Origin of the sequence: Phenylobacterium sp., assembly GCF_036821595.1 — a bacterium.
In the GTDB taxonomy this organism is placed as follows: Bacteria; Pseudomonadota; Alphaproteobacteria; order Caulobacterales; family Caulobacteraceae; genus Phenylobacterium.
The window spans coordinates 16,618-42,958 of sequence record NZ_DAISJG010000024.1 but is presented as its reverse complement, the minus strand read 5'-3'; the positions used below and the strand labels follow the sequence as shown (position 1 = coordinate 42,958).

Here is a 26,341-nt window from a genome sequence, read left to right as displayed (position 1 = left end):
CCCCGCGGGTCTCCACCGCAGCCCGGCCCCGCCCGCAAGCTCGGGCGCGCGGCCCCCATCAGATTGCCCGCGCCCTGAGCGGGAGGTCGGCCGCGCCGTCCGGGCCCGCGCTGTCGGCCGATGCGGCGGCGCCGTCTTCGGTCCAGCCCCGGTGCGCATCCGCTCCGCAGCCTCAGGGGCGACGCAACGGAGAACGACAAGGTCCCGGGAGCCCTCCCAGGCGAGGCGCGGAATGAACGCCCGCTGAGGGCTGGAGCGAACATCGGGGTCCGGCTCGAGAGCGGGCTTATGATCGGCCGCCAAGGGGGACGGCAGCCCCCCGGAAGGCGCCGACTTGCCATCGGGATCTGCCCGCGCTCCAGTGGGGCGGGATGGGGCAGCTTCAGACCTTCTGGTTCCTGCTTATGCAGACGACCTTCTTCGGCGTGGGTCTGCTCGCGCCCTTGGTCACCGCGCTCGTCCTTTTGCGTCCGGATCGGGAACGGGTTTCACGCCTGCTTCTTCTTCCGACGATCTGGATTGCGCCCCTGGGGCTGGCCGGAGCATTCGTTGAGAACCCGGACACCATCAAGACGGCCGGATGGCTTGGCTACGTCGCCCTTGTGATGCTGCTTGCGTTCGTCGTGACGGCAGCCTGGTGCATCGGTTCGCTGCGCGGCGCCCGAGCCATGGCGGCCGGTTGCGCTCTGATAAACGCGCCGTTCGCCTTGCTTGGCGCATTCGTCATGGGGATGGCCGCAAGCGGAACCTGGCTTTAGGCCTGTCAGCCGCCGGCGCGCCACCAGGGGCTGGAAGGACAGCGGTTGGCTCCCAGCCGCAGGACGGAAGTTCAGCCTTTCGGCCCAGGGGCCGGCCCACGAACCGCACGATCCGGCGAGCGTCCTGGGCCAGGGCCCCGCGCCCGCCTGCTCCCGCTCAGTCCTCGCCGGACCCCCGCGGCGGCGGATCGGAGGGTTCATCGGTCGTTTCGCCGTCACGGGGACTGGCCCCGCCGGCGGCGGAACCGCGCGCAGGAGACCAGACATTGACAGGGGCGCCCCGGGCGTAGAGGGCCACCGACTGGAGCGAGCGCCACCGCCCGGCCCGCATCAGCTGCAGCAGGGTCCCGCCGGCGACCGCCATGTCCTGGGCCGCGCCCACGCGCAGGCTGTGGCCCGACAGGGCTCCCGCCCCCTGGATGTCCAGCCCGGCGAGCTCGGCCAGCACGCCCAGCCGGTGGCTCACCGTGCGCACCGCCATCGGCCGGTCGTAGACCACCCGGCCGCAGACCGGGCGCAGGATCGGGCCGTGCGCGATCCCCGCCGCCGCCAGCCACGCGCGGACGTCGCGCAGGCCGACCGCCGAGACGAAGGCGATCTGCCGCCCCTCGTGGAGCGCCCCCTTGGTGAAGCGCACCCGGATGGTTGCTGTCCCGTCCTCGCGCGCCGCCAGGTCCTCCGCCCGCAGGGCCACCAGCTCGAAGGCGCGGCAGAGGCTGTCGTAGCCCAGGCGGACCAGGGCCCGGTCCCGCAGGCCGATCAGGCTGTCGGGGCAGGCGGACAGGAGCCGGTCACGGATCCGCGCCGTCGCGCCCCGCGCCTGCCGGGGCCGCCAGTCCCCCGCCCGCCGTCCGCGCCGCACCGCCAGCGCCACCTCGGGGGCGCCCGTCGGGTCTGGCAGCCGCATCAGCCCGTGAACCCGCCGGACCGCGGCCAGGCGGCTCGCCACGCCGCTCGGCGCGAGCCGCGGCGAAACAGCCGCCACATGGGCCGCGACCGTGGCCGGGTCCGCCGGCAGCGAAGCCTGGCCTTCCGCCTGGCACCAGCTCTCGAAGGCGCGGAACAGCCGAACCCATTCCCGCAGGGTCTTCGGCGCATAGGCCCCCTCGAGCCGCCGCACCGCCGCCCGCCAGGGCGGGCCGTCAGCGTTGTCGCCGAGGACCTTCATCGCCCGGGTGAAGCCCGCGCCCACCCGCGAGCCGCCGGCGCCCGCCCTCAGCGGTTCCGGCAGCGCCGCCCCCGGGTCGTCCAGGCCCAACAGGCGGTGCACCTGCCGCACCGCCCGCACGCGCCGCCGGACCGTCGAGGGGCGGAGCCGCCCGGCGATCGCCTCAGCATAGGCGCCCAGCGCGGCGGGCGGGGCCGGCAGCGCCGCCAGGCCGCGCGCCGCGCACCACCCCTCGAAGGCGGCGAAGCGGGTGAGCGCATCCTTGAGGGTGATCTCGGCGTACCGGTCCCCCAGGGCGAGGACCGCCGCCCGCCAGGCTTGCGGATCGACCTGCCCCTCCATGCCGCGCGGGACTCCTCAGGGGTCCTGGCGGGCCCGGGCCTGCGCAAGCCGCCGCCGGGCGTTGCGGGCCTCGGTCACCAGGAAGGTGTCGGTGTCGTCGCTCGGCGACCAGACATTGACCGGTGCGGCGCGGGCATACTGGGCGACGGCCTCCAGGGAGCTCCATCGCCCGGCGCGCATGATCTCCAGCAGGGTGCGCCCGGACATCGCCAGGTCCTGGGCCGCGCCCACCCGCATCGAATGTCCCGACAGCCGGGCGAGCAGCTCCGGCTCCAGGCCGGCCGCGGCCGCCGCGACCGCCAGGCAACGGTTCACGGCGCGCGGGGCCATCTCCCGGCCGATCACCACCCGGCCGTAGACCGGCCGCAGGATCGGCCCCCGGACCACGCCGGACGCCGACAGCCACGCCTGCAGGTCGGCGAGCCCCTGCCGGGAGACGAAGGCCAGCTGGTTCCCCTCGTGCGGGGAGCCCTTGGTGCGGCGGACGCGGAGGCAGGCGGTGCCGTCGGCCAGCACGACGAGGTCCTCCGCCCGCAGGGCCACCAGCTCGAACCGCCGGCACAGGGTGTCGTAGCCCAGGCTGATCATGGCCCGGTCGCGCAGCCCCAGCAGCGTGTCCGGACAGGCCGCGCGGAGCCGGTCGCGGATCGCCGCCGACATCCCCACCGCCTGCTTCTGCGGCGCCCCGTGAGCCCTCAGCCCGCGCCGGAACGCCGTCTTCACGTCCATGGACCGGGTTGGGTCCGGCCACCGCATCAGCTGGTGGACCTTGCGGATGAAGGCCAGCCGGGTCTTCACGCTGGAGGTGGCCATGCGCGGGAAGATCGCCGCCACATAGGCCGCCACCGTCTCGGGCGTCGCCGGCAGGGCCGTCCGCCCCTCCCCCTCGCACCAGGCCTCGAAGGCCCGGACCAGCTTGACGCATTCCCGAAGGGTCTTGGGGGCGTAGGCGCCGCGCAGCGCCTTCACCGCGGCCACCCAGGCCGGATCCGACGGATCGTCATGGTCGCTCCTGGTCGCGCGCATGAAGCCCAGGCCCTCGCCCGCCCCGCCCGGGCCCCGCCGCATCCGCATGGCGAGCGCCGCCGTCGGGTCGGGGTGGTCCATCAGCCTGTGCACCTTGCGGATCACCTCGACCCGCAGCCGCACCATGGAGGGCCGGTACCTGGGGGTGATCGCCTCCACATAGAGCCGCACCGTCTCGGGGTCGGCCGGGAGGGAAGGCAGGCCTCGCAGCCCGCACCACTGCTGGAACCCGGCGAACCGGCGGATGGCGTTGTGGATGGTGATCCTGGCGTACTGCGGACGCAGCGCGAGGATCGCCGCGACCCACGAGGTGTCGACCGGCGGATCCGCCGACCCTGCCACCGCCCCTCCGGCCATGCCCGTCGCCCCCGCTGACACCTTCACCATCCGGGTGAGACGCACGGGCGACCGCGCCACCCTGGAGCCGGCTCACGTCGCCTGGGACCGCACCACGACACGCCGCTCCCCGGCGGCCGGTGGAACCCCGCTCCGGGAGGTCAGTCCGGCCGGGCCGGGCCCTCAGGGTCCGACAGCACCTCCGCCGCCAGGGTCCGGCCCGCGGAAACCCGCCGCCCCAGCGCCGCGATGAAGCCGGCATAGCGCTCGCGGCCCTTGTCCTCCCGGGCGGCGCGCCCCGCCTCCGGCAGCGGCGGAGTCGCCGTCAGCCACGCCCGCACGAACAGGCCGAGGGCCTCGTTGGATATGCCGACGTCCCGTTCCAGGCGCTCCAGGACCCGGCCCATGCGGTCGAGGCGGCGGGCGAGCGCCGCCTCCAGCTGCTCGGGTCCGTCCGGCGACAGCCAGGTCGCGATGGCCATGCGCGCCAGCTCCGACTTCGCGAGACCGAGCCGCCGGGCGCGCTCGTCCATGGCGCGGACGAGCTCCGGCGGCAGGAACACCTTGGTCTGCACCAGGGGACCCTTGAGGCGACGCGCCGTCACAGCGGGATCCCGATGTCGGGATCCGGACCCGTGACCTCGACGCCCCCCGACGGGGCGGCCGATGCGACCGAGGCGTCGCTGACGTTCGCCCGCCCGGCCAGCGTCTCCGGCTCCGGGGTGAGGACCCTGCTCCAGGGGCCGGTGTCGGCGCGACGAGCCTGCCCGGAGGGCCCGGGGGGCGGCCGCACACGCCCCGCCAGGCGCGGGTCGAGGTAGTAGCGCGCCTTGCGCGCGCGGATCGGCGGCCGTCCGCTGACCAGGACCAGTTCCTCGTCGTCGGCGAGCTGCATCACCTCCCCGGGCGTGAGCAGCGGCCGGGCCGTCTCCTGGCGGCTCACCATCAGGTGGCCGAGCCAGGGCGCCAGCCGATGGCCCGCGTAGTTCTTCATGGCGCGCAGTTCGGTGGCGCCGCCCAGGGAATCGCTCACCCGCCGGGCCGTCCGCTCGTCGTTGGCGGCGAAGGCCACCCGGACATGGCAGTTGTCCAGGATGGCGTGATGCGGGCCGTAGGCCCGCTCCAGCTGGTTGAGGCTCTGGACGATCAGGAAGGCCTTGAGGCCATAGCCGGCCATGAAGGCCAGGGCGCTCTCGAAGAAGTCCAGGCGTCCGAGCGCCGGGAACTCGTCGAGCATCAGGAGCACCCGGCGGCCGCCGGAGCGGCCCTCCAGGTCCTCGGTCAGCCGCCGCCCGACCTGGTTGAGCACCAGCCGCACCAGGGGCCGTGTCCGGCTGATGTCGCTGGGCGGCGCCACCAGGTAGAGGCTCGTCGGGCCCGGCCCATCCACCAGGTCGGCGATCCGCCAGTCGCAGCGGCCCGTCGCCGCCGCGATCACCGGGTCGCGGTAGAGGCCGAGGAAGCTCATCGCGGTGGACAGCACGCCGGACCGCTCGTTGTCGCTCTTGTTGAGCAGCTCGCGGGCGGCCTGCGCCACCACCGGATGGGGCGCCCCGTCCCGGTGCGGCGTGGCCATCATCGCCCGGAGCGTGGCCTCCAGGCTGCGGCGGGGGTCCGACAGGAAGCTCGCCACCCCCGCCAGCGTCTTGTCCGGCTCCGCATAGAGGACATGCAGGATCGTCCCGACCAGCAGGGCATGGCTGGTCTTCTCCCAGTGGGTCCGCCGCTCCAGCGCACCCTCCGGGTCCACCAGGATGTCGGCGATGTTCTGGACGTCGCGGACCTCGAAATCGCCCGGACGCACCTCCAGCAGGGGGTTGTAGGCGTCGCTCGTCCGGTCCGTCGGATCGAAGCGCAGCACCCGCCCGAACCCGGCGCGCCAGCCCGCCGTCAGCCGCCAGTTCTCGCCCTTGATGTCGTGGACGATGGCCGAGCCCGGCCAGGTGAGCAGGGTCGGAACCACCAGGCCGACGCCCTTGCCGCTGCGCGTGGGCGCAAAGCCGAGGACATGTTCCGGGCCGTCGTGCCGGAGGTACCGGCGCCCGAGGCGGCCCAGCACCACGCCGTCCGGCCCGAGCAGACCGGACCGCCGGACATCCCGCCATCGCGCCCAGCGCGCCGACCCGTAGGTGGTGGCGACCCGCGCCTCCCGCGCCCGCCACAGGCTCAGGCCCACGGACACCGCCACGCCGGCGACCGCCCCCGCCACCGCGATGGCGCCGCCCGCCGCGAAGACCTCGGGGGCCTGGGCCTCGAAGGCGAGCCACCAGCCGAACAGGCGCCATGGCGCATAGAGGGGCCAGCCTGCCAGTTCCAGGGTCGGAGGACCGAGCGCCGCCTGGAAGCCGAGCCGCCAGGCCGTCCACGCCGTGGCCGCCTGCAGGAAGGCCGTGACGGTGACGCCCACCGCGAGGACCTGCCCCCAGAGGATGCGGCTTCCGGACACGGCGGGACCCGGCCTCACCGGCCGAGTCCCCGGCCGAGGTCCCAGACCATCCCGCCCGGACCCAGGCGGCCGCTGACCTCCTGGCCCAGGCGCCGGTCCAGCGCCCGAGCCCAGGGCGCCAGCCGGAACCCGCCGTTCTGTTCCACCAGCGCGAAGCGGCCGGAGGCGAGGGCCAGGCGCCGGACGTAGCGGCCCCGCACCACGGGGTCGTCGTCGCCCAGCCGCCTCCAGCCGGTCTCGCGCTCCAGGCGTGCGGCCGCCGCGGCCAGCTCGCGAGCACGCAGGGTCGCCAGGAGGTCCGCGGCGAAGGTCAGGCCGCGCGGCCCCGGACGGGCGAGGCCCAGGCCGGCAAGGTGCGCCCGGCGCCCCTCGAGCGCCGCACGGACATCGCCTCCGAACCCCCGTTCCGCCAGGGCCGCCGGCTCCCGCGCCAGGAGCTGGCGGTCCAGCCAGGTGGCGCCCTCGGCCTTGACCTGCGCCGCCACCGCCAGGTCGCTGCGGTGGACCAGGACGACGCCGTCCGGCCCCGGCCGGACCTCGACGACGCCGCCGACCGGGGTGTCGCCGGCGGCGGCGAGGTCGCGGAACCGGACGTGGTGCGCCCGCCCGTCGACCCCGTCGACGATCACATAGGCTTCGCCGGACAGCTCGTCGTGCAGGCCGCGCTCGAGCACCCGCCCCAGCAGGGGCCCGTCGGTCTCCTCGCCGGCGAGCCGCAGGTCGGCGGGGGATCGCGCCCCGCCCGTCGCCCGGTTCAGGGCCGCGATGATGTCGCCGCGCTCGCCCAGCCCGCGCAGGCGCTCCCTCCGGTCGGCGGCCAGCCGCCACACGCCCGGAGCCTCGGCCGTCGCCAGGCCGAGACGCTCGAGGGTCCGGGCCCTGCCGACGAGCTGCGGGAGGATCTCCCGGTCGGGCGCGCCGGGCCCGGGCCGCAGGTCCACCCGGTCCGCGGACGCCAGGGCCTCCAGCGTCCTGTCGAGCCCGGTCCACCGCTCCGCCTCCACCTCACGCTGCAGGGCGGCGGCAATCTCCCGGGACGAGCGCGGCCCAAGCTCAAGCGACGCCAGGGCTTCGGCCCGACCGCGCAGCCCCCGGGTGAGGTAGTCGCCGGCGATCACCAGGTCCGCCCCGTCCGGGTCCACGCCCCGCACGAGCAGGTGCAGGTGGGGATGGCCGGTGTTCCAGTGCTCGACGCCGATCCAGTCCAGCGGGGTCCCCAGGTCGGCCTCGGCCCGCCCCATCAGGTCGCGGGCGAAGGCCCGGAGGTCGGCGAGCTCGCCGGCGTCCTCCGGCGAGACGATGAACCGGAAGTGGTGGCGGTCGCCGGCGCAGCGCGCGGCGAAGTCCCGCCCGTCCGCGTCGCCGTCGGCGCCGAACACCCGGCCGCGCCCGCGCGCCCGATCCACGCCCTCGCGCTCGAGGTAGGCGATGTGAACCGTAAGCGGCGCGGCCGTGTAGCGACGGCCCGCATGGCGCACGATCCGCGACTTGACCACCACACGCCGCACCGGACTCCTGAGGCCGGCGGCGGCGGCGGCGGCGGCGCGGCCCCGTCCTCTCCTTGCGCCTCGGCCCTGCGCGCGCCAGCCCGGGCCGCCCGCCCGCTGCGTCGCCCTGAGGACCTGGGCCACGAAGGTCCGCGGCCGCCCGCCGCGGTCGCGGATCCGTCCCGGCCTCGGCCTGAAGTCGTCTGTGGCGGACATCCGCGGGAAGGTAGGGCGGCCCGGCCGGCGCGGCCCTCCGGTGTTTGCACGACGCGCTGCGATTGCGCGCGCCGCCGGGGGCGCCGACGCCGGCGCTCACCTCAGCAGGCGGGCCAGGGCGGTGCGGGCGCGATCTGTGACAAGGTGCTCCAGGCGGCGTCCCTCGTCGGTAAGGGTCAGCAGCTTCCGGCGGCTGTCCCTCGGATCGGGGGCCTGGCGGACGAGGCGGGCGCGCACGAGCCGCTTCACGAAGTGGGCGGTCTGCTGCTGCGTCCGGCCCATCTCGACGGACAGCCACTTGGCCATGACCGGTTCGCTGCGGGCGAGCGCATAGAGGGTCCGCCAGTCCCCGATGCTGAGGCCCGGCGCGAGCTCCTCCCGCCCGACGCCGACCACCCTGTGGATGGCGTCCTCCGCCCGCAGGAGCCGGGGTCCCGCAGGGCGGCCTGATTTTGCAGGCTTTCCCCTCCGGCGCGGGACCTCAGGGTCCCCGCAGGTCCCGGAGATTCCCCAACACCCACACGCGCTAGGGACCCCCAGGTCCCGCGCCCTTTGATCTTGCCTTCGTCGGGTGACCTCAAACCTGCCGCCTGGCGCGAGCGGATGGGTCCCGGGGCGCGCCGCCCCCGCGCGCGGACCGCCTCACCGTCCCCGGTAGGGCTCGCAGCCCACCCCGTCCCCGTCGCGATCCAGGTGCGGCCCGTAGCCCGGCTCCCCCCGGCGGACCGGCGCGGCGCCGGCCGCCCGGGCGGCCGCGCAGTTCGGGAACGCCCCCGGTCGCGTGGCCCCCAAGGCGCCCTTCGCCCGCGCCCTGTCGCCGCCGGACGACGCCGCCCCGGCGGAGGGCCGGTGGCAGTGATAGTCCCCGGTCTTCCGGTTGTTGTGGCAGCCCTCGGCGTTCAGGCCGCCGGGGTGGGCAAGCGCCTGGCCGGCCGCCGCCACGACAAGAAGCAGACCGGCTGCAATCCTCCGCATCGGACCTTGCCCCTCCCCTGCCGGCCGCTCGCCGCCGGCGACGCCAGCCCGCCTAGTCGCTGAGCCGCACATAGGCGGCCGAGACCATCGCGCCCTGGATCGTGATCACCACATTGTCGCAACCGCCCGCCTTGCCGTCGCGGTCGCGCCCGACCTTGGCCGGATTCGCGGCGCAGCCGGCGTCGTCGAGGTCGGTGCGCCAGAGCTGGCCACGGGCCTGCAGCGCCTGCACCACCTCCGGGTCGGGAAGGCCTGTCCCGCCGTAGGTCATCGGCCCGGACGAGATCACGAACACCCGGGCCCCGACGGCGTCCAGGAACGCGCGTCGGGACGAGGTCTTGCTTCCGTGATGGCCGGCGAACTGCACGTCGGCCCGGAGATCGGCGCGGCAGCAGGCCAGCAGGCGCGCCTCCGCCGAGCCGGGATCCGGCGGCTCCGAAGGGTCGCGCCGCCGCCCCGCCTCGGCGTCGCCGGTGAGCAGCACCCGCACGGCGCCCAGGTCGAGCCGCGCCACCAGGCTGTTCTCGTTCGGATCCTCGTGCTCACCCGCGTCCCGGTGCAGGAAGGTGATCTGCGCCGCCGCGCCGAGCGGCGTGGGGCGGCCGTCGATGGCCCCGCCGCGGGCGATGCGGAGTTCCCGCGCGGGGCGGCTGCAGCCGGCGGGCAGCCGTACCGTCCGCACGCCCCCTCCGGCCACCACCTCGTGGTAGGCGACGCCCGGTTCCGCCGCCACGGCCTCGAGGAAGTCGCGGTAGACGCAGGTCCCGAACATGCGCCCGGAGTCCCAGACATGCCGCACCCGGTAGGCGGCGAACACGTCGGGCATCAGGCCCACATGGTCCTGGTGGGCGTGGCTGAGCACGAGGTGGTCGATCTCGCGCAGGGCCGGCCTGACGAACCGCAGGTAGGCCATGAAGCGGTTGCCCGCCCCCTCCGCGCGGTCGTCGTTGCTGCCGGCGTCGTAGACCAGGGTGAAATCCGGCCCCTCCACGAAGACCGCAAGCCCCGTACCGACGTCCACCGTATGGATCCGGAAGACCGGCGCGACCTCCGCCGAAGCGTCGGGGCCGGGCTCCGCCGGCGGCGGCGGGACCACCCGGGTCCAGGCCTTGGAGACGAAACCGGGGCGACCGTCGGGCAGACGGATCTCGCGCCAGTTCGGGCGGTCCCCCGCCAGCGGCGCGGTCTCGCCCGGCGCCAGCGCCCCGATCACCGCGGCCGCGCGCGACGGCCCAGCGCGCACAAGGACGCCGGAGACCACGCGTTGGGTCGGCGCGACCTCCTGGCTCACGGCCGGCGGCCCCGCCATCAGGCCGGCCACGGCCGCCAGGGCGACCGCCCATCGCGGCCATCTGATCCTGAGCATCGGCGCCCCCCGACCCTCTCGACCTCCGGCGCGTCCGGCGGACGCAACGCCGACAGGTCGAGGCGGGGAGCTTCGTCCAGGCGGCGGACCCCGGCAAGCGGCCAGCTGGGCCGGAGCAGCCCGCCGGTGGCCTCAGCGCGCGGCCCGGGCCCCGAACAGCGCCGCCGCCGGCGCGTCGGGGAACAGTGGCGACGAGCGCCAGCCCGCGGCCGGCGCGGGGACCGCCCCCGCGATCCGGGGCGCGAGCCTCGCCACGTAGGCGACGGTCTCGGCCGGCAGCGTCCTGCGACCGGCCAGGTGCGCCGCATAGCGTTCCGGGCCGGCGTTGTAGGCGGCCAGGAAGCCTGGCGAGCCGAAGCGGTCGTGCATCTCACGGAGGTAGGTCGCCCCGGCGATGAGGTTGTCGCGCACGTCGAAGGGGTCGGTCCCCAGGCCCAGCCGGCCGCGCAGCTCGCGCCAGGTCCCCGGCATCAGCTGCATCAGGCCCATGGCTCCGGCGCGGGACACCACCCGGGGCTGGCGCGCGCTCTCGACGTCCATGACCGCCACCAGCCAGTCGCGCGGGAGTCCGGAGAGGGCCGCCGCCTCCTCGATCGCGGCCTCCATCGCGGGCGGCGAGGCGAGCCCTGGGTCCGGGAGGGTCTCCGCCCATGCCTGTCCCGCAACCGCCAGGGCCAGCCCCGCCACCCCGAGCACGGTGGAGCGGCCCCGCGGGCTCACACTCGCCCCGCCACGAACACGGGCCGGGCGCGGCCGATCAACTGGGCGCCGGGTGTCGGCCCGAAGTATCGTCCGTCGAGGCTGTCGGCCGCGGGGTTCAGGAGGAAGACCTCGGACGCGCCGAGGCGCCGGCAGCCCGTCCAGGCCGGGAGGGGCCGGCCGCGGCGGTCCCGCGTCCGCGCCCGGCCCGCCACGCGCCCGTCGATCCGGATGAGGGCGCCGCGCCGGCAGACGGTCTGGCCCGGTCCGGCCGCGACATGTTTCAGGAGCGGCGTCCGGGGGGCGAGGTAGCCTCGCCCGGCGAGCCATGTCCCCAGCACCGGCCCCGGCCTGACGAGGGCGAGTTCGCCGGGCCGGGGCGGGACCGCCGTCACCCGGTACAGGCCCACGGGCGCGCTGGCGCTGGGGTTCCACACGAGGCGCGGCCCTCGTCCCGGGGCATGGGCGGCCCCCGCCAGCAGGACGCCGAGGGCCGTCGCCACCAGGACCGGGGGCCTAGGCGACACCCGCCAGCCCCCGGCGCAGGAGCCAGGCGCGATGGCGCCGCAGGCAGTAGGGCCGCGGCGCCTCCCCGGCCGCCAGCCGGTTCTGCACGCACCGCCAGTGGTCGGGACTGACCTCCCGCGCGGACACGCCGAGGGCCTCCACCGCGTCGATCGCGCCCAGCACCTTCTGGACCTTGGGCCAGCCCTGCACGTGCAGCAGGAGCTCGCCGCCCGGCGCCACGTAAGGCAGGGTGGTGAAGGCCTCGCCGGGCCGGACGGCGCGCAGGATGTCGATGCGGGACACCGCCGTGCCGTGCTCGCCGGCCTGCCAGCGGACCAGGCAGAAGATCGCGTCGGGGGCGAAGGACACCACCCGCCGTCGGCGGTCGACAAGGCGTTCGGCGACCGGCTTCCCGAACCGGATCCAGCGCTCGATCCGCCCGTCCAGGTGCAGCAGCTCCACATCCGTGAGCATCTCAGCGCCCCCGGCGATAGGCCGGCGAGAGCGCCGCATGCTGCTTGGCCGGCGGCACGCGACCATGCGCGGGATCGCTCGTGGAGGTGGCCCGCCCCTGCTCCGCCCAGGCCTGCAGGTCGGCGGGATCGTAGACCACCCGCCCGCCGATCTTGCGGTAGGCGGGGCCGGTCCCGTAGGTGCGGTGCTTCTCGAGGGTGCGGTGCGACAGGCTGAGCAGGCGCGCCGCCTCGGGCGTGCGCAGGTAGCGCGGCGGCAGGGGCGCTTGGGGATCGGACATGGCGGGCTCCAGGGCTGCGCCGCGCGCTCGGCGCCGGCGGAGGCCCGCAGCTTGGCCGCATCCGTCGCCAAGGGGGGATGGCGAAGACCGCCGCCCCCGTTTCCGCCACCCTACCGGCGGCGGGCGAGCAGCCGCCGGTATCCGCCCTCGACCACCCGGACCGCCGAGCGGCACAGCCGTACGGCGACGTCGCGGGCCGCGCAGGTCCGCCAGGCCCCTGGCTCGGCGGGGACGCCCCCCACCAGGTGCAGGGCGATGTCGCGGTGGGACGCGCCGGCCGCGCGCCCGTCCAGCGCCCGGAGCATGCCGCCCAGCCGGCGGCGCGACAGCGGCGGCAGCGGGTCGGGTCCCGCCGGCCGGCCGTCGAGCAGCCGGTCCAGCGCCGCCAGGGCGGTCAGGCGGACCCCGAGGACAGCGTCCAGCGGGGCGGCTGCCGCCAGCGGCGCGGCCGGCCCGGCGTCCGGCGGCACGACCGCCTGAAGGCCGCGTCCCAGCCGCAGGTGGACGCCGTCATCCGCCCGATGCCCGGCGGCGCTGCGGGCGGCCAGGTCCGCGACCGTGAGCCCCCCCAGCGCCGAGGGCGCGAGGATCACCACATGCGCCGGCGCCGCCTCCGCCCGCCAGAACACGGGCCCCGCGTCCGCGTCGAGGTCGGGCGAGACCGGAAACCGCAAGCCCCAGCGCCCGGCCAAGGCCTCGGCGGCGCCCGCCTCAGCCGCGTCCACGAGGCCTGGATACTCTTCCCGATAGCGGGGGTTGCGCCTCAGGAACTCCCAGGCGAGCGCGGACAGGTCCATCCCGGCGATGTCGGCGTAGTCCGCCGCCCTGCGCCAGTCGCGCGGCGCCATCCCCCCTCCCGGCCTGCCGGACGACTCGCGTCCTGCGCGATTCGCCCGAGGAACAGCGTTCGCGAGCCGAGGGAGCCCGTCAACCGGGGCGCGAGCGCGCCTAGCGGGCGGCGCGGGCCAGCTGGAGGTAGCCTGCGTCCGCCATCCAGCGGGCGCGCCGCGTGTGGGTCTCGTAGCGCAGGCGCGCCGCGTCCCGCTGCCGGCCCGGGTCCGCCCGCAGCACGACCGCCGCGGCCTCCTCCCAGGCGGCGCCGCTCGCCTCGGCGTCCAGAAGGCGCAGATAGGTTACAAGGTGCGCCCGGTCGTAGTCGGTCAGCTCCGGCGTGTTCGGGGCGCGGTCGGCGATCTCGGTCATCGGCGGGCCTGGTCCACGGCGCTCTCCGTCCGCCAGAATCTTGCGGGACTTCCGCAACTATCCGGCAGGACGGCGGGCATGACAACGCCCGCCGGCGTCGGGCCGGCGGGCGTCGGATCGGCGGCGCAGGACCACGCCGCGGGAGGGATGCGGGACCGGGGTCTATTCGGGCGCCGGTCGCCGCCAGACCAGCAGCAGGTCCTCGCCGCGGCCGCGCACCAGCCGGGCCCGCACCGGCTCGGGCCAGGTCGGGTCGTCGAGGCGGACGTTCAGCAGGGCGCTCTCGTCCTGGGCGGCCCAGGCGGCCCCGCACTCCACGTCGCCGGCGAGGATGCGGTGGGAGGGCGCGCGCTCGTTGTCGCTGGGCGCGCGGACGAAGCGGAGGTCCGCCGTCACGCCGAGGGTGCGGAGGGCGCCGGCGTAGCCGTCGTCGGCTTCGGTGAAGTGTCCGAGGATCATGGGGTCTCCAGAACGAGGGCCCCGGCAAGGACGGCGGCGCGCCGCGGCCAGGGAGCAACCGCGTGGGGGCTTCGGCGCCGCCGTCCGCCGGCCGCGTGACCAACGGCCGGCGCGGGCCCGCCGGAGGCTGCCGGGGCGTCCCGGGGGACGACGCCAGGCCCGCGCCGCCCAGTGACCACCCTCCCCGCCGCGCCTCAAGGCCGCGGCCCCGCCCCTCGCGCAGGGACAGGCCGCGGCGCAGGAAAGGCGGCGACCCTTAAGGCCGCCGCCCTGCCGGGCCGGAGGCGGCGCGCCCCGGACCGGGCGCGCCGCGGGCCGTCAGTCGGCCGCCCGGCTGCGGGACCAGATCAGGCTGTAGCCCTCCTCGGCGTCCACGAGGGTCGCGTAGATCGGGGCGGGGAAGCTCGGATCGTCCAGCTTGACCGAGAGGTAGTCCCGGTTCTCGCGGGAGGTCTTCTTCCAGGCCGCGCCGAACTCGACGCTGCCGGAGAAGATCCGGAAGTCCGGGGCCCGGTCGTCGGCCTTCTCGTTGGGCCGCAGCATGGCCTGCCTGACGTTCAGGCTGAGCGTCTTGATCGCCCCGGCATAGGCGCCGTCCGCCTGGCGGGTGAAGGTGCCGATGGTCGCCATGGTCAGTCTCCTGTCTCTCGGGCCGCACCATTGCGGCCTCGATGGCGATCGCCCGGCCGGAGCGCAGGGCCGCCTCCGCAGGCGAAGCCCCGCAGCGGAGCGGAGGACGCGGCTCCCGCGTTGCGGCGGCGGCCGGCTCCGGACAGATCCGCCGAGGAGAGGCCCGGGTGCGGCCCCGCAGGAGCAACTGTCCACCGCGGCCAGCGGCGACCGGCAGGGGCCTGCGGGTAACGGGTGATGCCGTGCGGTGTTGACCGGCCAGCCTGTCCGCAGTCGCGGAGAACAAGGAGGGGAACGCGGCCGGCCCGTCGGCCTGAATCAGCCGCGGACGCTGACGCGAGCCGAAGCGGCTCGGCCGGGAGATTCCAGCCTCGCGGTTGAGATGACGACCCGTTCCGAGGCGCTCAGCCCCGATTCAGTGCGCGCCACGGTCGGTCGCGGGCCATGGCTGCGGCCCGCCGGATCTCGCCTTCGTCGTGCCGGCGGATCAGCCCGGACGACGGCCGGGCGTCACGTCCCGCATCGGGGCGTCACCAGCGGCCAGGCCCCCGCCCTCCGCCAGCTCCGGAGCCCCGTGGCGTCGCTCGATATCCTTCTGGAGCGCCAGGGCGGCCATGCGGTGTCCCCGGAAGAAGGTGTCGATCGCCCAGCCGATGACCGGCACGCCCGAGAAGGCGCTGTCAGCGGCGAGCCAGGCGGCCATCCGCGTCAGCGTCGCGCGAGACGCCCCGGCCTGGGTGGCCTCATAGAGCAGCAGTCCGCCCGCCCCGAGGGAGTAGACGGTGCCGACGCCGGGGACCCAGGCGAGCACCCCGTCGAGACCGAGGCCCCACGGGCCCACCTTGATCATGTCGTCGGAGAGCCGCCGGATCCTGTCGGCGGCCCGCCAGGCCCGGTGAGCGCGGTCGCGGCTGTCGTTCATGTCCCACCAACGTGCCACAGTTCTCGTGGTTCGATCCGTGCGGGGTGATCTCAACGGCCTTCGCGGTCGACTCCGCGCAGGTGCGGTGGCGGGGCGCGCCCTTCCCTGCTCACGTCCCGCGCGACAGCGACCGAGATCCCGGATATCGTCGGTTGCCGAACCCGCGGCTGAACCGGGTGGCGAGGCAGCGTTGATATGGACCGCCGTCTTTCCCTTCTCGTGGGCGCCTGCTCGCTGGTGGCGTTGATCATCGTGATCGGCCTGTGGGCCCGGTCCGGCGACAGCCTCTGGCTGCACTAGTCTCCCGGCTCTGATGACCGCCCTCGCCGTCGCCCGACTGCCTGTGGCTCCCGGATCAGAGGGCGGCTTCCGCGAGGCTCTGAACCTGCTCTCCAGCAGAGTGGCCGCCCCGACGGGCGGGGCGGCCCCAGATCACCGCTGCGTTCTACTCGGCGCCTGACGCCAGTCGGTCGAGTTCCATCGCCTGGGCGTCCGAGATGCGACCGGTCGTCGTCGTCCCGCCCACCGTCGCGGCCACGGGGGTGGCGAAGCTGGTCGCGGCGACCGCACCACCGCCCGTCTGCATCGGGAACATCAGGGGGTTCTCGACCATGATCCGCGCCAGGCGCCGGGCGGACTCCTCGGCGATGTTGAAACGGCGGACCGGAACGTCCGGATTGTTCATCGGGCGGTTGGACTTCATGGTCACGTACTCGCCGTCGTCCATGAGCGTACGGTAGATGGCCACCGCCTCGGGCAGCCGGCCGGTCGCCTCATAGGCCGTGGCCAGGTTGAATCGCTTGCCGACGCTCGCGCGGGAATCGGCTGCCCGCTCGAAAAGATTGGCGGCCGTATAGCGGTCGCCGAAGGCCATGGAGGTCCGGCCGACCACCTCGGCGGCATTGGTGCCCTGCAGCTCGGCCGCGTTGGCCAGGGTGGTGGCCGCCTCCTGGCGCGCCATGCCGCGGTCGACCGTGGCGCAGGCCGTGGCCAGCAGGCTGACGGCGGCGACTCCGAGAACGCTAGCAACTCGTTTCATCAGGTCTCTCCAAGCTTCGCCGTAACTGCTCGGCCTGGAGCGTGTGACCTGGCTCGGAAGGCTGCGCCGTTACGTCCGTTTTGCCGGCGCCCAACCAGCAAAGCTTCGCGAATGTTCCGGAACCTCGGCCGCTATTTTTCGGACGTCGGAGGCCCGCGCCGCCAGACGGCGGCGCGGGCGCGCCTGAGGGTCTCGGGAGAGCCGGCTGGACCGCGCGAGCGGCCTAGGCGTGGTGCAGATGGGCGTCCAGCTCGGGGGCGCCCCAGAGCGTATTGGCTGGCGGAACCAGGCGCGCGCCCTGCTGCACTGCCCCGCCTGGGTAGTCCTGCGCGATCCAGATCGGTCCGTCGAGGTCCACGAACTCGGCGTGCCGCGCCACATGGAAGGCCGGAGCGATCGAGAGGGATGTCGAGACCATGCAGCCGACCATGACGCCAAAACCCTGGGCGTGCGCCGCGGCGAGGAGCTCCAGCGCCCCGGTGAGCCCCCCCGCCTTGTCGAGCTTGATGTTCACGACCTCGTAGCGGCCGCGCAGCGCCGGCAGGTCCTGGGCCACATGCACCGACTCGTCCGCGCAGATGGGCGCGCAGCTGTCGAAACCCTCGAGCGCCGCGTCCTCCGTCGCCGGGAGCGGCTGTTCCACGAGATCCACCTGGACTTCGCGCATCACGGGCTGCATCGCCGCCAGGGTCTCGATGGTCCAGCTCTCGTTCGGATCGACGATCAGGCGCGCCCCGGGCGCTGCGGCGCGCACCGCGCGGAGGCACTCGGCCGGCGAAACGGCGTCCACCTTCACCTTGATCAGCTCGACGCCTTTCATCGCCGCGGCGGCCGCTCCCATGGCGGCCGGAGTGTCCAGGCTCACGGTCAGGGCGCTGACGATCGGCGTCAGCGGGGGCTGGCCGAGCAACTCCGCCACGCTGCGTCCGCTCAGTCGCGCCTCGAGGTCCCAGAGCGCGCAGTCGACAGCGTTGCGGGCCGCGCCGGGCGGCAGCACTGACGCCAGGTCGCTTCGTCCCAGACCCTGCTCAATGCGGCGGGTCGCCTCGCTGATCTGGGACAGCACGGTCTGGAGGGTCTCACCGTACCGCGCGTAGGGCACGCCCTCGCCCCGCCCGCACTGGCCGTCCTGGATGATCTCGACCGCGATGACGTCGGCGGCCGTCTTGACGCCGCGTGAGATCCGGAAGGAGCCGGTTAGAGGCCAACGCTCTGATCTTGCGGTGATTTTTCGAAGCATTGGAGCACCCTGTCGACGATCTGGTCCACGCCCATGGAGACCGGGTCCTGGCACGGGAGGTTGAAACGAGCCGCGGTCTCGTCGCAAAGCCGCCGGGCTTCGGACGGCGCGAGTTTGGAGGTGTTGAGCGCGATACCGACCGCCGTGACGCCGGGATTGGTCAGCGACGCGGCGACGAGGTTCGCCTCCAGGCATTCCTGCAGGCCAGGCAGTGTCCGATCGGGAATTCCACGCATGTGCGGCCGCCTCGGCTCGTCGCAGAGGACGATCGCGTCCGGCTGGGCGCCATGCAGCAGGCCCAGCGACACGCCTGCGTAGGAGGGATGGAACAGCGATCCCTGGCCCTCGATCAGATCCCAGCCGCCATCATGACGCGCCGGGGAGATCATCTCGATGCCACCCGAGATGAAATCCGCCACCACCGCGTCGATCGGCACCCCGGACTGGGCGATGAAGATCCCCGTCTGTCCGGTCGCCCGGAAGTCGGCCGCGAGGCCCCTGGCGCGCATCTCCCGCTCGAGGGCGAGGGTGGTGTACATCTTGCCCACCGAGCAGTCGGTGCCGACGGTCAGCAGCCGGCGGCCGGCCCGAGGACGGCCGTTGCCCACCGACAGCTTCTTGGGCGGCTCGCGGACATCGAAAAGCGCAAGGCCGTTGCGCTCGGCCGCCGCGACGATCTCCGGGTGCTCCGAGAGCCGTTCGTGCAGCCCCGAGGCGACGTTCAGCCCCGCCTCCAGCGCCGCAACCGCGTCGGCGACGATCCGGGGGCCGAGGAAGCCGCCGGCGTTGGCGACGCCGATGATCAGGGTCTTGGCCCCCCGGCTGACAGCTTCGGCGAAGCCGAGGTGCGGCAGGCCCAGGGTGACGTTGCACAGCGGGCCGCGGTGCTCGCCGAGGGCCCAGTCCGGGCGCCAATGCGCGACCCCGCGCGAGGTCTTCACCGAGAGCTCGTCCTGGGAGTCGCCCAGGTAGAGCAGATAGGGCGGCGGGATCATCTTCACTCACTTCCACGCGCAATTGCAGCGGCGCCCGCATCATCACGGAACCGCTCGGTGGGTGAAGGTCGAAAGACAGAGGTGAGTTATAGCCGCAGGTTATGCGCCTTGCTGGTCCTGGATCCCGACCTTCAGGGCGTTGACGAATGCCCGTGCGCTCTTCGACAGCGGCTGGTCTTCCAGGTAGATGCAGTAGACACCGAAGGTCACCGCGTCCTGTAGCGGGCGAAAGTCCAGCTCGGGTCCCCGGTTCGCGCGTCCGGTGAACTCGTCGACGATGGCGACGCCCGCGTCGTGCCGCACGAGGGCCGCGGCGATGTAGTAGGTCTGGGCGACAAGGCCTTCCGCCCGCCCAGGGCTTCGCTGGACCACCTCCGTGGCGAACAGGGCCCCGACGGGCCCGCTGCCCGCAAGGCTGATCATCTCCTGGTTCGGGAACGCCTCGATGGTCAGGCGGGGCGGCGCCTCGGGGAGGTGTTCACGGCGGTAGAGCAGCACCAGTTCGCCGGTTCCGATGCGGGTGTGCGCCAGCCTGGGATGGCGCGGCGGCTCGTAGGCGATGGCAAGGTCCGACTTTCGCTCATAGAGGGCGCGCAGCATGTCCTCGTTGTGCAGGGTCTGCAGGGTGAAGCTGACGCCCGGATGCCGGTGCCGGAACTTGGCCACGACCTCGGGGACCACGCCCAGCCCCAGGGAGGGCAGCATGGCCACCCTGAGGTGGGCGTCGCCGCCGCTCAGCAGGTTCCGCGTAGTCTCGCGCAGGGATTCGATGCGGCCGTAGATCTCGTCCACGTCCGGGAACAGAGCATGGGCCTCTTCCGTGGGCGCCAGACGCCCCTTCACCAGACGGAAGAGGGGGAAGCCGAGACGGCCTTCGGCATGCTTGAGGACCTTGCTGACCGACGGCTGGGAGACGTTCAGCGCGCGCGCCGCCGCGCTGATGGAGCCCGCCCGGTAGACCTCGTGAAAGATCTCGATGTGCCGGAGGTTCAGGGAGTGGGAATTCGCGCCGCGCGGTGGTTGCATTCGCCCCTCAGGTCATGGACTTGCTGATGACGCCGGCCCCGGAGGCATGGCGGTCATTGTTCGGGATGCAGAGTTGAACGCCCAAGGTCGTCCTGTCCTGCTGTTTGCTTATTTCCGACCGGACGCGGAGGCCTGGCTGGAGGCGCTGCGGCCGGCCGCCGAACTGGTTGAGATCCGCCGCTGGCCCGAGGCCGGCGACCCGGCCGAGGTGGACTACATCGTGGCCTGGCAGCATCCGCCCGGTTTCCTGGGGCAGTTCCCGCAGGTGCGGGCGATCTTCTGGATCGGCGCAGGCGTCGACCAACTGCTTCGCGACCCGGAGCTGCCGGACGCGCCTATCGTGCGGATGCTCGACGACAGCCTCAGCGTGGGCATGGCGGAATATGTCGCCGAGCGCGTTCTGCACTACCACCGGCTCATGCCGGCCTATGCGGAACAGCAGCAGCGGCGGGAGTGGCGGCCGCTCGCCCCGCCGCTGGCGCGCGAGCGCCAGGTCGCCGTGCTGGGGCTGGGAGAGATCGGCGGCGCCTGCGCCGCCACCCTGGCGAGCCTGGGATTCGCCGTGCGCGGCTGGAGCCGTTCGGGCCGGAGCATCCCGGGAGTCCAGGTCATGAACACGCCCCTCGGCGAGGTCCTTCGGGGATGCGAGATCGTAGTCTGTGTCCTGCCGCTGACACCGGAGACGCGAGGGCTCCTCAACCGCGAAACCTTCGCCCTGCTCGAAGGCGCCTACCTCATCAACGTGGGACGGGGCGGCCACCTCGTGGAGGCGGACCTCATACCCGCCCTCGACGCCGGGCGTCTGGCCGGCGCCACCCTCGACGTGTTCGAGACGGAACCGCTGCCGGCCGATCATCCCTTCTGGAGCGATCCGCGCATCGTCGTAACCCCACACGCCTCGGCGCTGACGCATCCGGCGAGCGCCGGCGCGGGCATCGTCTCCAACCTGCGCCGGGCTCTCTCCGGAGAGCCGCTGGCCGGCGTCGTGGACCGCGCACGCGGCTACTGACCGGCGTTCCATATCCAGATCAGATTCTCGCGGCGAACCCAGCCGGCGCGCCCATCCTCGAGTCGGAGCCGTCGCCAGCCCAGGAACTCGCCATCGATGCGACCTGCGGCACCCGCAGCCAGCTGCACGGGCGCGTTTTCGGCCGGGGTGTCAACCGGCAGTGGCCGCAGCGGGCCCGCCTTCCAGACCAGCGCGGCCCTGGGGCTCGCCAGGGCGCCGTAGGACGTCAGCGCCGAGGCGGCGGTGATCCCGCCCAGGGCGGCAATGGCCGCGAGGGCGAAGCCCAGGGTCCGCAATCCTTGAAGGTCCGGCCTGAAGCGGGCGACGAGGACCAGCGCCAGGCCGCCCGCGCCTCCCCACGCGAAGCCCAGGGCCAGCCAGCGCCACGCGGCGGGCGACGCCACAGCCGCGGCCCGCGCCCAGCCGTCGCGCGGCCGCGGCACGCTGGCCCGCGGCTCCAGGCTGTAGCCGGCCTTGCCAGCCGCGCGGAGCCAGAGCGCCCGGGTTTCAGGCGCCGCCGGCTGCTGCAGCCAGGCGACCGCGGCCTGCCCGGCCGCCTCGTCCCAACGCCCGCGGGCGGCCAGGGTGACCGCGAGGTTGTGGCGAGCCCGCCAGTCGGTGGGCTGGACGGCGACGGCCTTGCGCAGCGCCGGCTCCGTCCGGGCGGGCGCGGCCCCGCCGGCGCCGGCGGCGCCCAGGACCACGACGGCCAGAACGGCGCAGGCCGCGGGCAGCAGGTTGGCCGCGCGGAAGGTCGTCGCAGGCGAGAACGCCGGCGGCGCGCCCAGCTCGGCCAAGGCCTGGCTCGCGCGCGCGGCCCAGTCGTCGGGGAGCTGGCCGGCAGGCCCGTACAGGAAATGGTCAGCCTCGGCCCACAGCCGCCGCCAGGCGCCCTGCGGTCCGAAACTGGCCGGCGTCGGAGCGGCCCGCCCCAATTTCCAGCGCAGGCCGGCGTCGGCCTGCCAGGCCCGCACCAGTCGCCGGCGCTCGGCCGGCGCGGGGGCCTGCGCGAGGCGCGCCAGCGTTCGATGGAGCCGGGCGTGCGCGCCGCGGGCGGCCCGTTCCGGGTCGAGGGTCCAGGCCCGATGCAGGGCCAGCAGCAGCCACAGGCCCGCCAGGGCCAGCGGCGCCAGCAGGAGGCCCGCGGCGAACGCGGCGTCGGACGGCGGCGCCGGGGCGTTTCCCCGGCCGTTCAGCATCGGCGGCAGGACGTCGGCGTCGGGACGCGCGCGGGGAGCGCCTGGCGGGGGCCCGATCTCGCCGTTGGGGCCAGGACGGATGGTCAGGGTGATCGCCGGCGCCCGCACGGTCACGTACCGACCCGCCTGCGGATCGAACGTCACCATCTCGAACGCGCCCAGGACGTAGGTCCCGGACCGCCGCGGCACGAGGGTGACGCTCTCCCGCACCGATCGCTCGAACAGGGTGGCGGACCTGTCCTCGGCGAGCTTTGGCGGGCCCAGCACCTCGAAATCGCGCGAGGCCTGCCGCGGCGCGAGGCCCTGAATGGCCGGCCAGTTGCCCACCCCGGCGAGGGTCACCGTCCAGGTGACCGGGTCCCCCACCCGAACCTCGGCCTTGTCCACCGCCGAGGTCGCGGTGAACCGCCCCACCGCGCCGGTGAAGCCCGGCGGCGCCGGAGGCAGCGGTCGCACCTGCAGGCGTCCGGGAGCGCTGCGCACGCTCACCGGCCCCGTCACCGCCCGCCGGTACTCCTCCATGTCGACCACGCCGGTCTGCACGATCATCTGCTGCTCCGCCGGCTGCAGGGCGACACGCCCCGGCTGCAGGGCGGTGGCGCGGGTCTTCAGGGCGATGGTGGCCCAACCGTCGGTCGGCGGCCCACGCAGCGCCGGCGGGGACCACGGCTCCGCCACCAGCGGGCCGGGCTCCCAGCCCAGGTCGCCGTCGAGGTTCTGGAAGGTGGCCCAGTGGACTCGCCAGACCAGGGTCAGGTCGAACACCTCTCCAGCCCAGACCGGCCGCGCCGGGAGCTCGAACGCCCCGGTAGGAGTCGGCCCCTGGGCCGCCACCGGGCCGCCGGCCAGGGCGAGCAACAGCGCCGCGAGCGCCAGGAGGCGGCTCACCACGTCTGCTCCCGCAGTTGCGCGGTGCGCCGGCGCGCGTTCATCAAGGCGAACAGTTCGGCCGGCGAGTCCGCCGCGCGCAGCCGCTGCAGCTGGTCGAGGGTCCGGACGAGCGCCGGCTCGCGCCACTCGGCGGCGTCGTACGCGTCACGCTCGCTGCCGCCGACGTTCTGCAGGCCCTGCTCCCCGGCGGTCGGCGAGTTCTCGTCCTCGCCAGCTTCCTCGTCGCGGCTGTCGCGCGCGTCCTCGCCCGGCAGCGGAGCCGCCCCCTGGGTTCCGGTGGGTTCGTTGGCGGGATCGGGCGGCCCAGGATCGGGGGGGACCAGCGGCGGCGGTTCGAGGAGGCGCTCCAGCTTGGTCTGCAGCCGCGCCCAGTCGGCCAGCTCCGCGTCCAGCCGCCGCCCGGCCGCGACCGCCGCGAGGCCGTCGCGCAGCACGCCCTCCTCGAGGCCGTGCCCGTGTCCCCGGTGGATCTCGCCATAGCGCGCCGCCACCTCGGCCACGCGCAGATAGTCGCCGGCGTCCAGGGCGGGCTTGCGCACCAGCCCCGCGACCACCTCCTTCAGCTGCTCGAGCGGGTCCTTCTCGCCCTGCAGATCGGTCTCGGTGAGCAGCGGCGCGGCGGCCCGCGAGGCCAGGGGGGCCAGCCCCGCCAGCAGCACGGCGGCCACCGCCGCCGGGGCCCCAACCCGCCGTCGGCGAAGCCGCGGGCGGGCGGTGAACTCCGCAACCGCGCTCCAGGCGAGCAGCAGCAGCGCTGCGCCGGCGAACCATGCGAAGCGATCGGCCCGGGCCGGCGACGGCTCGGACCCGGACGCGACATCCTCCGGCGCACGGGCGGTCGCGGCGCGGACGGCCTCGGTCAGTCCAGCCGCCCCCGCCATGTCCAGGTAACGGCCGCCGGTGGACGCGGCCAGCGCCCGCAGCGCCCCGGAGTCGAGGCGCGACACCACTGGCGTCCCCGCCGCCGTCCGCAGCGGCCGGGCGCCCGCCAGCATCACCGGCGCGCCGCCCTCAGTCCCGATGCCCACCGCCACCACCTGCACGCCGCGACGCCGCAGGGCGGCGGCCTGGGCCTCCCAGGCGGCGGGCTCGGCCTCGCCGTCACTCAGCACCACCAGGGCCCGGCCCTGCGGCGCGGCGCTGAACCCCGCCTGCGCGACCTCCAGCAAGTCCGGGAGGCTGGTGCCGGGCTCCGGCATGTGCTCAGGAGCCATTCGAGGAAGGTAGGCGCGCAGAACCGCCCGATCCTCGCTTGGCGGCGCCAGCAGGTGGGCGCTGCCGGCGAAGGCGATCAGCCCAACCCGCCGGTCCGGCAGGTCCTCGGCCAGCCGCCCGGCCAGCGCCCGCGCCAGCTCCAGCCGCGAAGGCGCCACGTCCTGGGCCAACATGCTCCGCGAAAGGTCGAGCGCGATCAGCACCTCGCCCGGCGCCTCCGGATCCGGGGCGCGCGGCGCCTGCCCCCACTGTGGGCGGGCCAGCGCGATGACGATCAGCAGGAAGGCCGCCCAGAGCCGCCAGGGCGCCGCCGGGCGGCCCCTTGCCGCCTCGTCGAACCGCACCTTTCCGGCCGCCGCCACACCGCGTCGGATATGGTCGAAGCCGGCCGCCGCCGAGCCGCGCCTGCGCCGCGCCAGCAGCCACTCCCCTGCGATCAACGCCGGCGCCAGCAGCGCCAGCCACAGCAACTGCGGCCACAGGAAGCTCATGGCGCCACGAGCCTCGGCGCGCGGCCGGCCAGCGCCCCCCACACCGGGGCCGCCAAGGCCAGCAGCAGCAGCGCCGGTCCCAGCGCCCAGGGGTACAGCTCCGTGGTCACTCGCCGCGTGCGCACCCGGAACTCGGTCTTGCGCGCGCCGTCGATCGCACGGAACGCCGCCTCCAGCGCTTTCACGTCCCCGGCTTGCAGGAAGCGCCCGCCGGTTTCCGCCGCCATGGTCTTCAGCGCCTCGACGTCGAGGCTCGAGGGAAATTGCCGGGTGCCGATCCGGCGCCCGGCGTCGTCGAAGATCGGGAACGGGACCATTCCGTCGCGCCCCGCCCCCACGGTGTAGACCGGCACCTTTCGGTAGCGGGCAATGGCCGTGGTCTGCGGCGGCGTCAGCGTCCCGCTGGTGTTGGCGCCGTCGGTGAGCAGCACCACGAACTGCCCCGCCGAGGTGTCATCCTGGCGCGCCCGGCCGGCCTCCAGCCCGGCCAGGGCGATCCCCAGGCCGTCGCCGATCGCCGTGCCGTCCTCCAGCATGCCGATGCGGATAGCCGCCACCTGACGGTCGAGCCACGCGTGGTCGGTGGTCAGCGGCGCGAGCGTATAGGCGCGGGCCGCGAAAACGACGACGCCGATCCGGTCGTTCGGCCGCCCGGTGATGAAGCGGCGGATCACCGGCCGGATCGCCTCCAGGCGGTTGATCGGCCCGTCCCGCCCCCGGTAGTCCTCGGCGAGCATGGAGGTGGACAGGTCGATGGCCAGCATCAGGTTGTGGCCGCGCGAGACCACCTCCTCGCGCTGGTCCACCCGCTGCGGGCGCGCGGCCGCCACCGTCAGCAGGGCCATGGCCGCGTAGAGCGCCGCCACCCGCCAGGGAAGGGTCGCCCCGCCCCGCCCGCGGCCCGTCCAGGCGGCGGCGTAGGGCACCAGCCACACCGGCGTGCGGCCGCGCCAGCGCCGCCAGGCCATGGCCGCCGGGATCAGCAAGAGGGCGGCGAAGGCCCAGGGATGGGCGAAACCGAAGCCGCTCATCGCGCCCCCGGCCGGTGCGTCTGTGGCCCGCCGTCCCGGGTGCGCAGGAAGCGGACCAGGGCGGTCAGGGGATCGGTCTCGGAGTCCACCACCAGCCGGTCGCGCGCGTCCGGCCACCAGGCGGCCCAAAGCCGCTCGCGCTCGGCCCGCCAGGCGGCGTGCGCCGCGCGTCCCTCACGCGATCCGTCGAACCAGACCACCTCGTGGGCGTGGGGATCGTAGGCGGTGAAGTCCTTCACTGTCGGGCCGGTGCGCTCCCAGGCGTCCTCCACCCGCATGCCGATCACCGGGTGCCGGCGGCGGAAGGCGGCCCATTCCGGGGGCGGCGGGAAAGCCGGGACCTCCCCAAGCCAGACCACGAGGCCGCCACGCGGCGGCGGCTGGTCGAACAGCGGTGAGCCCGTGAAGGCGCCCCCGGCCGGGTCCGGCGCTTCGGCGGCGAACAGGCTGGCCACGGCATGCAGGATCCGCGCGCGGCGGCGACTTGGCTCGAACAGCCGCGCGCCCTCCGGCCGAATGTGCAGCAGCCCGGCGCGCTCGCGGTTCACCACGGCCAGCATCAGCACGAGCGAGGCGAGCTCCAGCAGGACTTCGCGCTTGGCGACCCGGCCGGAGCCGAACTGCAGCGCCGGGTCGTCACTGAGCACCACGAACACGGTGAGCTCGCGCTCCTCGACGAAGACCTTGCGGTAGAGCTCGCCGAGCCGGGCGGTGACGTTCCAGTCCACGTCCCGCACGTCATCGCCGAACTCATATTTGACGACCTGGTCGAACTCCATTCCCCGGCCGCGGAAGATCGAGCGGTACTCCCCGGCCAGCGGCGTCTCCACCGGCCGTCGGCGCAGCCGCCATTCGAGCCGCCGCAGCGCGGCGAGCGCGCGCTGGTCGAGGATCCGCGACGGGGCGTTCAT

Annotated in this window: 27 protein-coding genes; 2 read left to right on the top strand and 25 right to left on the bottom strand. The window is 74.7% G+C overall.

The annotated features are described in order from the left end of the window. Nucleotides 1–371 precede the first annotated feature (371 nt). Nucleotides 372–758 carry a hypothetical protein gene (locus V7Z97_RS12380; protein WP_334163733.1) on the top strand — a complete coding sequence of 129 codons (387 nt, stop codon included), beginning with the start codon at nt 372–374 and terminating at the stop codon, nt 756–758. A gap of 157 nt (nt 759–915) precedes the next feature. On the opposite strand, the gene V7Z97_RS12375 is transcribed toward V7Z97_RS12380, so the two are convergent. From V7Z97_RS12375 to V7Z97_RS12275, 21 genes are all read right to left on the bottom strand, one after another. Next, entirely contained in the window at nt 916–2,268 is a 1,353-nt protein-coding gene (locus tag V7Z97_RS12375; protein ID WP_334163732.1) for a tyrosine-type recombinase/integrase, read from the bottom strand. A 15-nt stretch (nt 2,269–2,283) separates the two neighbouring features. Then, entirely contained in the window at nt 2,284–3,651 is a 1,368-nt protein-coding gene (locus V7Z97_RS12370; RefSeq protein ID WP_334163731.1) for a tyrosine-type recombinase/integrase, read from the bottom strand. 140 nt (nt 3,652–3,791) lie between these two features. Beyond that, entirely contained in the window at nt 3,792–4,235 is a 444-nt protein-coding gene (locus tag V7Z97_RS12365; RefSeq protein WP_334163730.1) for a CopG family transcriptional regulator, read from the bottom strand. Then, entirely contained in the window at nt 4,232–6,076 is a 1,845-nt protein-coding gene (gene traG / locus V7Z97_RS12360) for an IncP-type conjugal transfer protein TraG (protein ID WP_442958034.1), read from the bottom strand. The genes V7Z97_RS12365 and traG overlap by 4 nt, the downstream gene beginning before the upstream one ends. Nucleotides 6,077–6,090: 14 nt before the next feature. Beyond that, nucleotides 6,091–7,779 (bottom strand): relaxase/mobilization nuclease domain-containing protein, encoded by a 1,689-nt coding sequence (locus V7Z97_RS12355; RefSeq protein WP_334163729.1) that lies wholly within the window; start codon nt 7,777–7,779, stop codon nt 6,091–6,093. Between the two features lie 96 nt (nt 7,780–7,875). Continuing rightward, nucleotides 7,876–8,175 carry a MarR family winged helix-turn-helix transcriptional regulator gene (locus V7Z97_RS12350; RefSeq protein WP_334163728.1) on the bottom strand — a complete coding sequence of 100 codons (300 nt, stop codon included), beginning with the start codon at nt 8,173–8,175 and terminating at the stop codon, nt 7,876–7,878. Nucleotides 8,176–8,421: 246 nt separating this feature from the next. Beyond that, a complete protein-coding gene (locus V7Z97_RS12345) occupies nt 8,422–8,754 on the bottom strand; it encodes an excalibur calcium-binding domain-containing protein (RefSeq protein ID WP_334163727.1) in 333 nt (110 codons plus the stop codon). A 52-nt stretch (nt 8,755–8,806) separates the two neighbouring features. Then, a complete protein-coding gene (locus V7Z97_RS12340; RefSeq protein ID WP_334163726.1) occupies nt 8,807–10,120 on the bottom strand; it encodes an MBL fold metallo-hydrolase in 1,314 nt (437 codons plus the stop codon). Nucleotides 10,121–10,252: 132 nt separating this feature from the next. After that, nucleotides 10,253–10,840 carry a lytic transglycosylase domain-containing protein gene (locus V7Z97_RS12335; protein ID WP_334163725.1) on the bottom strand — a complete coding sequence of 196 codons (588 nt, stop codon included), beginning with the start codon at nt 10,838–10,840 and terminating at the stop codon, nt 10,253–10,255. Then, the gene (locus V7Z97_RS12330) at nt 10,837–11,322 is read right to left on the bottom strand and encodes a S26 family signal peptidase (RefSeq protein ID WP_334163724.1); all 486 of its coding nucleotides are present in this window, start codon (nt 11,320–11,322) and stop codon (nt 10,837–10,839) included. The genes V7Z97_RS12335 and V7Z97_RS12330 overlap by 4 nt, the downstream gene beginning before the upstream one ends. A gap of 13 nt (nt 11,323–11,335) precedes the next feature. After that, the gene (locus V7Z97_RS12325; protein WP_334163723.1) at nt 11,336–11,800 is read right to left on the bottom strand and encodes a DUF2840 domain-containing protein; all 465 of its coding nucleotides are present in this window, start codon (nt 11,798–11,800) and stop codon (nt 11,336–11,338) included. Nucleotide 11,801: 1 nt separating this feature from the next. Beyond that, on the bottom strand, nt 11,802–12,080 hold the full coding sequence (locus V7Z97_RS12320) for a helix-turn-helix transcriptional regulator (RefSeq protein ID WP_334163722.1): 279 nt from the start codon (nt 12,078–12,080) through the stop codon (nt 11,802–11,804). A gap of 110 nt (nt 12,081–12,190) precedes the next feature. After that, entirely contained in the window at nt 12,191–12,928 is a 738-nt protein-coding gene (locus V7Z97_RS12315; RefSeq protein ID WP_334163721.1) for a DUF2285 domain-containing protein, read from the bottom strand. Nucleotides 12,929–13,028: 100 nt separating this feature from the next. Beyond that, a complete protein-coding gene (locus tag V7Z97_RS12310) occupies nt 13,029–13,283 on the bottom strand; it encodes a DNA -binding domain-containing protein (RefSeq protein ID WP_334163720.1) in 255 nt (84 codons plus the stop codon). A 162-nt stretch (nt 13,284–13,445) separates the two neighbouring features. Then, nucleotides 13,446–13,742 (bottom strand): DUF736 domain-containing protein, encoded by a 297-nt coding sequence (locus V7Z97_RS12305; RefSeq protein ID WP_334163719.1) that lies wholly within the window; start codon nt 13,740–13,742, stop codon nt 13,446–13,448. A 318-nt stretch (nt 13,743–14,060) separates the two neighbouring features. After that, nucleotides 14,061–14,372: a DUF736 domain-containing protein gene (locus tag V7Z97_RS12300; RefSeq protein WP_334163718.1), complete on the bottom strand. Its 312-nt coding sequence runs from the start codon at nt 14,370–14,372 to the stop codon at nt 14,061–14,063. 487 nt (nt 14,373–14,859) lie between these two features. Next, a complete protein-coding gene (locus tag V7Z97_RS12295) occupies nt 14,860–15,294 on the bottom strand; it encodes a DUF4112 domain-containing protein (protein WP_334163717.1) in 435 nt (144 codons plus the stop codon). Between the two features lie 445 nt (nt 15,295–15,739). Continuing rightward, nucleotides 15,740–16,333 (bottom strand): hypothetical protein, encoded by a 594-nt coding sequence (locus tag V7Z97_RS12290; protein ID WP_334163716.1) that lies wholly within the window; start codon nt 16,331–16,333, stop codon nt 15,740–15,742. Between the two features lie 223 nt (nt 16,334–16,556). Next, nucleotides 16,557–17,573: an N-acetyl-D-Glu racemase DgcA gene (dgcA, locus tag V7Z97_RS12285; RefSeq protein ID WP_334163715.1), complete on the bottom strand. Its 1,017-nt coding sequence runs from the start codon at nt 17,571–17,573 to the stop codon at nt 16,557–16,559. Next, the gene (gene dgcN, locus V7Z97_RS12280; protein ID WP_334163714.1) at nt 17,531–18,568 is read right to left on the bottom strand and encodes an N-acetyltransferase DgcN; all 1,038 of its coding nucleotides are present in this window, start codon (nt 18,566–18,568) and stop codon (nt 17,531–17,533) included. The genes dgcA and dgcN overlap by 43 nt, the downstream gene beginning before the upstream one ends. Nucleotides 18,569–18,667: 99 nt before the next feature. Continuing rightward, a complete protein-coding gene (locus V7Z97_RS12275) occupies nt 18,668–19,594 on the bottom strand; it encodes a LysR family transcriptional regulator (protein WP_334163713.1) in 927 nt (308 codons plus the stop codon). 73 nt (nt 19,595–19,667) lie between these two features. Here V7Z97_RS12275 and V7Z97_RS12270 point away from each other — a divergent pair, with 73 nt between their 5' ends. Then, on the top strand, nt 19,668–20,603 hold the full coding sequence (locus tag V7Z97_RS12270) for a 2-hydroxyacid dehydrogenase (RefSeq protein ID WP_334163712.1): 936 nt from the start codon (nt 19,668–19,670) through the stop codon (nt 20,601–20,603). Here V7Z97_RS12270 and V7Z97_RS12265 read toward each other — a convergent pair. The 4 genes from V7Z97_RS12265 to V7Z97_RS12250 are packed head-to-tail and all read right to left on the bottom strand — an operon-like array spanning nt 20,597 to nt 26,341. After that, nucleotides 20,597–22,690 carry a BatD family protein gene (locus V7Z97_RS12265; RefSeq protein WP_334163711.1) on the bottom strand — a complete coding sequence of 698 codons (2,094 nt, stop codon included), beginning with the start codon at nt 22,688–22,690 and terminating at the stop codon, nt 20,597–20,599. The two genes, V7Z97_RS12270 and V7Z97_RS12265, sit on opposite strands and share 7 nt — an antisense overlap. Next, a complete protein-coding gene (locus tag V7Z97_RS12260) occupies nt 22,687–24,399 on the bottom strand; it encodes a VWA domain-containing protein (RefSeq protein WP_334163710.1) in 1,713 nt (570 codons plus the stop codon). The genes V7Z97_RS12265 and V7Z97_RS12260 overlap by 4 nt, the downstream gene beginning before the upstream one ends. Further along, nucleotides 24,396–25,430, bottom strand: a complete 1,035-nt coding sequence (locus V7Z97_RS12255) for a VWA domain-containing protein (RefSeq protein ID WP_334163709.1) — start codon at nt 25,428–25,430, stop codon at nt 24,396–24,398. Before V7Z97_RS12255 ends, V7Z97_RS12260 begins: the two co-directional genes overlap by 4 nt. Then, the gene (locus V7Z97_RS12250; RefSeq protein ID WP_334163708.1) at nt 25,427–26,341 is read right to left on the bottom strand and encodes a DUF58 domain-containing protein; all 915 of its coding nucleotides are present in this window, start codon (nt 26,339–26,341) and stop codon (nt 25,427–25,429) included. The genes V7Z97_RS12255 and V7Z97_RS12250 overlap by 4 nt, the downstream gene beginning before the upstream one ends.